Annotated in this window: 8 protein-coding genes; 4 read left to right on the top strand and 4 right to left on the bottom strand. The window is 68.1% G+C overall.

All coding sequences use genetic code 11. The features are described 5' to 3' along the window. Positions 1-1,127 (top strand): ABC transporter substrate-binding protein (locus VNS22_RS07535; protein WP_325731164.1); only part of this gene is annotated, 1,127 nt, incomplete at its 5' end. Positions 1,128-1,285: 158 nt separating this feature from the next. Beyond that, the gene (locus tag VNS22_RS07530) at positions 1,286-2,554 is read left to right on the top strand and encodes a calcium-binding protein (protein ID WP_325731166.1); all 1,269 of its coding nucleotides are present in this window, start codon (positions 1,286-1,288) and stop codon (positions 2,552-2,554) included. Between the two features lie 161 nt (positions 2,555-2,715). Here the strand turns inward: VNS22_RS07530 and VNS22_RS07525 are convergent, their stop codons facing one another. The 3 genes from VNS22_RS07525 to VNS22_RS07515 all read right to left on the bottom strand — a co-directional run bounded on the left by VNS22_RS07525 (position 2,716) and on the right by VNS22_RS07515 (position 5,057). Beyond that, positions 2,716-3,267, bottom strand: a complete 552-nt coding sequence (locus tag VNS22_RS07525) for a TetR/AcrR family transcriptional regulator (protein ID WP_325731162.1) — start codon at positions 3,265-3,267, stop codon at positions 2,716-2,718. A gap of 5 nt (positions 3,268-3,272) precedes the next feature. After that, a complete protein-coding gene (locus VNS22_RS07520) occupies positions 3,273-3,740 on the bottom strand; it encodes a nuclear transport factor 2 family protein (RefSeq protein ID WP_325731160.1) in 468 nt (155 codons plus the stop codon). A gap of 84 nt (positions 3,741-3,824) precedes the next feature. Continuing rightward, entirely contained in the window at positions 3,825-5,057 is a 1,233-nt protein-coding gene (locus VNS22_RS07515; RefSeq protein WP_325731158.1) for a calcium-binding protein, read from the bottom strand. 275 nt (positions 5,058-5,332) lie between these two features. Between VNS22_RS07515 and VNS22_RS07510 the strand changes: the two genes are divergently transcribed. Continuing rightward, entirely contained in the window at positions 5,333-6,088 is a 756-nt protein-coding gene (locus tag VNS22_RS07510) for an SDR family oxidoreductase (RefSeq protein WP_325731156.1), read from the top strand. A gap of 53 nt (positions 6,089-6,141) precedes the next feature. Continuing rightward, on the top strand, positions 6,142-6,561 hold the full coding sequence (locus tag VNS22_RS07505; protein WP_325731155.1) for a cupin domain-containing protein: 420 nt from the start codon (positions 6,142-6,144) through the stop codon (positions 6,559-6,561). 42 nt (positions 6,562-6,603) lie between these two features. On the opposite strand, the gene msrA is transcribed toward VNS22_RS07505, so the two are convergent. Beyond that, on the bottom strand, positions 6,604-7,125 hold the full coding sequence (msrA, locus tag VNS22_RS07500; protein WP_325731153.1) for a peptide-methionine (S)-S-oxide reductase MsrA: 522 nt from the start codon (positions 7,123-7,125) through the stop codon (positions 6,604-6,606). Position 7,126: the final 1 nt, after the last annotated feature.

Raw genomic sequence — 7,126 nt, 5'->3', positions numbered from 1 at the left:
CGGCGCTCGAATATTACGCCGACCAGATGCGGACGGCCGTGCCGGGCGTGGAGCTGGATGCCCGGCTGATGCCGTCCGGCGACGCGATGCAGATGCAGCGCATCGCGCTGTCCTCGCGCAGCGCCGGGCTGGACCTGCTCTGGGTCAACAGCATCAGCATCGCGAACTATGCCAAGAATGGCTGGCTGGAGCCGCTGGACGACCTCTGGGAGAAGCATCGCGAGGAGTTCAACCTCGACGACATCAACCCGGCGTCGATGCGCGGCGTGACCTTCGAGGGGCACATCTACGCCATGCCGCTCACCACCAACGTGCTGCTCTGGGCGCATCGGCGCGACCTGCTGGAGGAGGCGGGGCTGGCGCTGCCGCAGAGCTGGGAGGACGTGATCGCGATCGCGCAAGCGCTGGATTCGCCGCCGCGGCGCAGCGGGACGACGCTGGCGCTCAAATGGGACATGACGCCCCACGAGCTGCAGGCGGTGATGAACACGGTGGGCGAGGGCTGGTTCGACGCGGAGTGGCGGCCGGTCTTCAACGGCGAGCGCGGGGCGGCGGCGGTGGATACCTACCGGCGGCTGGCCAAGTTCGCGGTGCCGGGCTTCACCGCGCACGGCAATGACGAGAACGCGGTCAATTTCGGCCAGGACGTCTGCGCGGTCGGGCAGCAATGGGCGACGCGCTGCGCGTCCATGGACGATCCGGCCAAGTCGCGGGTGATCGGGCTGATCGAGTGGACGACGCCGCCGGGCGGCAAGCAGTCGATCACCACGGACGGCTATGCGATCTCGCGCTTCTCCGGCCAGGACCGGGACACGCTGTTCCGGGTCCTGGCGGGGGCGCTCAGCGAGGAGAGCCAGCGTGGCGCGGCCAAGCTCGCGACCCCGCCCCGCCAGGCGGTGCTGAACGATCCGGAGGTGCAGAAGGAGTTCCGCTGGTATCCGGCAGTCTCCGCGGCAATGGCCGCCGCCGAGCCATTGCCGAGCCTGCCCGAGTTCAACGAGGCGGCCGAGATCGCGACCAAGCGGATGGTCCAGGGTATCGTCGAGGAGACCGACATCCAGCAGGCGCTGGACACGGCGGCGAAGGAGGTTTCCGACCTGCTCGGGCGGCGCGGCTACCAGCAGTAGGGCTGCACGGGCGGTGGCCGGTACGGGAATATCGGCCGGCCGCCGCTTGGCCTGAACGGCGTCGAAGAACAGCGACAGTCTGTATTAATGCTTTGACATGTTTTGTTCATTTCCGGTAGCCGCGGGTGGGGACGGCGAGCAGGCATTGGCAGTTGGGCATGGTCATCCGCGGTACGGTGGGCAACGATCTCCTGATCGGCACCGATGGTCCGGACGTGATCTACGATCCGTTCGGCAACAACCAGGTTCGGGCGTTCGGCGGGCGCGACCGGATCGACCTCGGTGGTGGCGATGACCTGGTCTATGCCGGGCGCGGTGATGACCATGTGAACGCCGGCGACGGGGACGACATCGTCTTCGGCCAGGAGGATGCCGACCGGCTGTATGGCTGGCATGGTCATGACCTGCTGCTGGGTGGCGTGGGTGACGACGTCCTGTTCGGCCAGCATGACGACGACGAGCTGCGCGGCGAGCATGGCGACGACCTGCTGCTGGGTGGCGAAGGCGATGACGTGCTGAAAGGCGGGGACGGGAACGACCGGCTTTCCGGCAATGCCGGGGATGACCGGCTGCTCGACCATCGCGGTGATACAGTCGCGTTCGGCCATGACGGTGACGACCGGATCGAGGTGTGGGCGGGTGACCATGCGCTCTATGGCGGTGCCGGCAATGACTCGATTTCCGCCGGGCATGGCCGGAGCGTGATCTATGGCGGGCCCGGTGACGACCGGATCGGCCTGCCGGCGGATGAGGTGGACGGGCCGGTGCCGGGCAGCCGGGTGGATGGCGGGGCCGGTGACGACCAGCTGTTCGGCGGCCAGGGCAACGACCTGTTCCAGGGCGGCGACGGCAATGACACGATCAATGCCAGTGCCGGCGACGACTTGATCATGGGCGGGGCCGGCAACGACATTCTCTGGGGCAGCAGCGACGACGACCGGATCCATGGAGGCGAGGGCGACGACCGGCTGGAGGGCGGCAGCGGCCTGGACCTGCTCGTCGGCGGGGCCGGCAACGACCTGTTCGCGGTGGGCTTCCGGAGCTACCAGGGCTTTCAGACCTACCCGGACTCGTCGAACTTCGAGGCGGACGAGATCATCCGTGACTTCGCCCGGGGTGAGGATCGGTTGCAGATCAGCTTCTTCATGGAAGGTCATCCCGTCGATGGCTCGGGCTCGACGGAGGAGATCCTGACCTTCTCGGACCTGGATAGCAGCGGCGACGGCGTCCTGGATGGCGACGATGCCTGGTGCAGCGTGCAGGCAGTGGAACTGGACGGGGTGAGCGCCGCATCCTTGGTGATCGACATCGGGCTGATGCCTCGCTCGGAATCCACCGGCGACCACGGCACTATCACCCTGTTCGGCGTGACGGCGCTGGATGCGGCCGACATCGACGCGACCACGCGGCCGAGCTTCCAGTACTGACGCTAGGGCGGCACCTCGGGCGGGATCGGGCGGTCTCGTTCGAGGTGAACCCAAGGAGGGATCAGGACGGAAGGCAGCCACGCCCTTTCTGTCATCCCTCGGTCAAGCCGGGGGATGACATGAAAATGGGGATTGGCCCCGAGGCTGTCTCGCGATGACCGTTACCGGCCGTCGGCGAGCCGGGCCTCCATGCGGGCCAGGGCGTTGGTGAACAGGTCCGGGTCGTCCAGGGCGCGGGCCAGGACCAGGGCGCCCTGGATGCCGGCGACGAACTCCTCGGCAAGGGCAGGGTCCTTGCCGGCGCGGCGTAGGGCGCTGGCCAGCGCCTGGCACCAGCGGGTGAAGTAGGTGGCGATCGCCTTGGCGAAGCGGTCGCGGGGTTCGCCCAGGGCGAACAGGCCGACCAGGCAGATCCGGCGGCCGGAGCGGAAATAGCTGTCGATGGTGCGGAACATGGCGGCGATGGCGGCTTCGGCGTCGGGCCCGGTATGCAGGGGGTGGAACAGGTTGGTCTCGAACCAGGCGTCGAGCTCGGCCAGGACCGCCTCGGCCATCTCCGCCTTTCCGCCCGGGAAGAAGTGGTAGAGGCTGCCTTTGCCGAGACCGGTGCGCTGGCCGATCAGGGACAGGCTGGCACCCTCGTAGCCGTGCTCGCGGAAGGTTTCCGCGAGCAGCGGGATCACGTCGTGGCGCTCCTGGACGATGCGGGCCACGGGGCTCAGAGGCCGAGCTCGGTCAGGCCCGGATAGTCGTCGGGGCGCGGGCCCTGCGGCCAGTGGAAGCGGCGGTCGGCTTCCTTGATCGGCTGGTCGTTGATGCTGGCGAGGCGGCGGCGCATCAGGCCGTTTTCGTCGAACTCCCACTGCTCGTTGCCGTGGGAGCGGAACCAGTTGCCGCTGTCGTCGTGCCATTCATAGGCGAAGCGGGCGGCGATGCGGTGGTCGTGGAACGCCCAGACCTCCTTGATCAGGCGGTAGTCCAGCTCCTTCGCCCATTTGCGGGTGAGGAAGTCGATGATGGCCGGGCGGCCCTGGAGGAACTCCGCCCGGTTCCGCCAGCGGCTGTCGTCGGTGTAGGCGAGCGCCACCTTCTGCGGGTCGCGCGTGTTCCAGGCATTTTCGGCGAGGCGGGCCTTCTTCGCGGCGGTCCCGGCGGTGAAAGGGGGAAGGGGCGGGCGTTGCTCCATCGTCCTGTACCTTTCGGATAAGTCTGTACCGAATGGTACAATGGACGGTGCTGCCTGTCGATGCGCCGATGCGGTGGCCAGCCCTCAGACGATGGGCACGCCGGGGTCGATGTCGTCCAGCGTCAGCGCGCGCACGCCCAGCAGGGTGAGGCTGTCGGGCGCGTTCACGCCGTCCTCGGAATGGGCGTCGTCGAGCCTGGCATCCATGTAGGCCGCGAAGTCGACCGTCAGCCTGTCGGTGCCGCCATGCTGCACCGTGACGAAGCGGTCCAGGCCGTTCAGCACCCCGTCATCGTCGCTGTCCAGGTCGGCGAACAGGTCGGGGCCGTCGATATAGGGCAGGCCGGGCACGCCCGGGCCGGTCACGGGATCGTCGTCGACGGATACCGACCAGCGCAGCCGGTCCTGGCCCGCCTGGAAGTCGGTGATCGTATCGGCGCCGGCCTCCGTGGAGCTGGTTATGCTGCGGTAGGCGAGATGGTTGAACACGTCCTGGCCGCTGCCCCCGGTCAGCCGGTCGTCGCCGGTCTCGCGGCCGCCGGCAATCAGGTCGTTGCCGGCACCACCATCGACCCGGTCGTTCCCGCCATTGCCGTCGACCCGGTCGTCGCCGTCGCCGCCGCTCACCGTGTCGTCGACGGTGCCGCCCTCGACCCGGTCGTTGCCGCCCCGGCCGTACAGGGCGACGGGACGTTCCAGGACATAGAGTTCCGCAAACCTCTCGCCGTACAGCATGTCGTCATGGCGGCTGCCGAACACCCGCTCGATACCCTCCATCGGCTCGATCGTGGCGGGGCCGGCGTCCGGATCGCGGTCGGCTGCGAGTGCCGCGGCGAAATGGACGAAGACGCCCCGGTCGGCCTCGACGAACGACACGGTGTCGTAGCCGGCGCCGCCGATGAAGTGGTCGACGCCCGGCCCGTCGAAGATCAGGTCATCGCCGGCCCCGCCTTCCATCAGGTCGCGGCCCTCGCCGCCGCGCAGGATGTCGTCGCCGACATTGCCGCGCAGCACGTCGTCGCCGGGCCCACCGGCCAGGCGGTCGTCACCGGCACCGCCCCAGAGATAGTCCCGGCCGGCATTGCCCGAGACCAGGTCGTCGCCGGCGCTGCCGAACAGCCGGTCGTTGCCGGAACCGCCGGTGATGCGGTCGCCGTCGTCGCCGCCATGGATCGTGTCGTTGCCGGCTTCGCCGAAGAGACGATCACGGCCGGCCAGGCCCAGGATTACGTCGTCGCCGCCTTGGCTGCTGATGGTGTCCCTGGAACTCGTTCCGCGCAAGAAGTCGTCCCCAGGCGTTCCAATAATATTGCTCAAGATACTCGCCTCCTGAATGATGGAGATTTCACAAGTTTGTCTGTTGGATCCACGATCAATATGCCATAAACTGTCGAAGTTCAGGCTGAATTCTGCGCCAGGCGTAGGTCTCTGCCGAGGCGATCGCCCGGGAGAAGGGAGGCCGCAAAAGGGGCAGCGGCGACAAATCCTGCGCCGTCGGAGTCACAATGCGCCGGCCGACCTCGTCCTTGGGTCGAGGCATGGGTGACCCGGCCTGGCAGGACAGGCGGCGCTCTGCCTGCAAGAGGTAGTGCATGAAGATCGTAATCATCGGCGGCACGGGGCTGATCGGCCGCAAGCTCGTGGAACGGCTGCGCGGGCGCGGCCACGAGGTGGTGGCCGCCTCGCCCAGCACGGGCGTCGACACCGTCAGCGGCCAGGGGCTGGACGCGGCGCTGGCGGGTGCGGAGGTCGTGGTGGATGTGACCAACCCGACCTCGTTCGACGGGGATGCGACCCTGGCCTTCTTCGAGGCGTCGGGGCGCAACCTGATGGCGGCGGAGGCCAAAGCCGGGGTGCGGCATCATTTGGCCCTGTCCGTGGTCGGCACCCAGCGCCTCCAGGACAATGGCTATCTCCGGGCCAAGCATGCCCAGGAGCGGCTGATCGAGGCATCGGGCATCCCCTACACGATCGTACAGGCGACGCAGTTCTTCGAGTTCCTGGCAGGCATCGCCGATGGCGGGGCTGCGGATGGCGGCACGGTGCGCCTGTCACCGGCACTGTTCCAGCCCATGGCGGCGGACGACGTGGCCGACGTCCTGATGGAAGTGGCACTCGGCCAGCCGCTCAACCGCCGGATCGAGATCGGCGGTCCGGAGCGGATCGGAATGGCAGAGGCGGTCGAACGGTTCCTCCGGGCCAAGGGCGATCCGCGCCGGGTCGTGCCCGATGCGGAGGCCACCTATTTCGGCCAGAAGATGGACGACCGCTCGCTCACACCGGGCGAGGGTGCCCGCCTGGCGCCTACGCGTCTGGGTGACTGGCTGGCTCAGGCCCGCCGCTCATGACCCGGGCAGGACACGGACCTGCCGCATTTCCCATCCCACACAGGACGAGAACCATGTTCACGCGAGTTTGCTGCGCCCTGGCACTGGCGGCGCTGCCGCTCTGGCCCGCCCTGGCCCATGATGCACCCAGCAAAAATGCCACGGTGACGCTGGTTGCCGAGCACGAGCTGCCCAACGTGCCGGGCAAGAGCCTGAAGGCGGTGCTGGTCGAGTATGGCCCGGGCGGGTTCTCGGCGGCGCATACCCATCCGGATTCCGCCTTCATCTATGCGACGGTGCTGGAGGGGGCCGTGCGCAGCAAGGTCGGTGACGCAGCGGAGAAGGTCTACCAGGCGGGTGATAGCTTCGTGGAGATGCCGGGCGACCATCATGCGGTCAGCGCCAATGCGAGCGACACGGAGCCGTCGCGCCTGCTGGCGGTGTTCGTGGTCGATACGGGCGAGACGGTGCTGGTGCGGCCCGATCAGGAGTGACGAGGGGCAGGGCTGGCCGGACCATCCGGCCAGCCCTGGGGCTCACTCGGCCGCGACCGCTGCCTCGCTGCGCCTGGGCAGGCGCCAGTTCGGCCGGATGAAGTGGCAGGTGTAGCCGTTGGGGTAGCGCTCCAGATAGTCCTGGTGCTCCGGTTCCGCCTCCCAGAAGTCGCCCACCGGGCTCACCTCGGTGACGACCTTGCCGGGCCACAGCCCGGACGCGTCGACATCGGCGATGGTGTCGAGGGCCGTCTGCTTTTGCGCCGCGTCGACATAGAAGATCGCCGAGCGATAGCTCATCCCGATATCGTTGCCCTGGCGGTTGCGGGTGGTCGGGTCGTGGATCTGGAAGAAGAACTCCAGGATCCGGCGAAAGCTGGTCTTCTCCGGATCGAAGACGATCTCGATCGCCTCGGCGTGGGTCCCGTGGTTGCGGTAGGTGGCGTTCGGCACGTCGCCGCCGGTATAGCCGACCCGGGTGCGGATGATGCCTTCCTGGCGCCGGATCAGGTCCTGCATGCCCCAGAAGCAGCCGCCGGCCAGGACCGCGCGTTGTTCGGTCATC

Source organism: Geminicoccus sp., from assembly GCF_035556675.1.
Lineage (GTDB): Bacteria > Pseudomonadota > Alphaproteobacteria > Geminicoccales > Geminicoccaceae > Geminicoccus.
This window is presented reverse-complemented; position numbering and strand designations above follow the sequence as displayed.

Bases quoted from the DNA above. Each gene is read 5' to 3' on its own strand.
- VNS22_RS07530 (WP_325731166.1), top strand. From the start codon at position 1,286: ATGGTCATCCGCGGTACGGTGGGCAACGATCTCCTGATCGGCACCGAT.
- VNS22_RS07520 (WP_325731160.1), bottom strand. From the start codon at position 3,740: ATGGAGCAACGCCCGCCCCTTCCCCCTTTCACCGCCGGGACCGCCGCG.
- VNS22_RS07510 (WP_325731156.1), top strand. From the start codon at position 5,333: ATGAAGATCGTAATCATCGGCGGCACGGGGCTGATCGGCCGCAAGCTC.
- VNS22_RS07505 (WP_325731155.1), top strand. From the start codon at position 6,142: ATGTTCACGCGAGTTTGCTGCGCCCTGGCACTGGCGGCGCTGCCGCTC.
- msrA (WP_325731153.1), bottom strand. From the start codon at position 7,125: ATGACCGAACAACGCGCGGTCCTGGCCGGCGGCTGCTTCTGGGGCATG.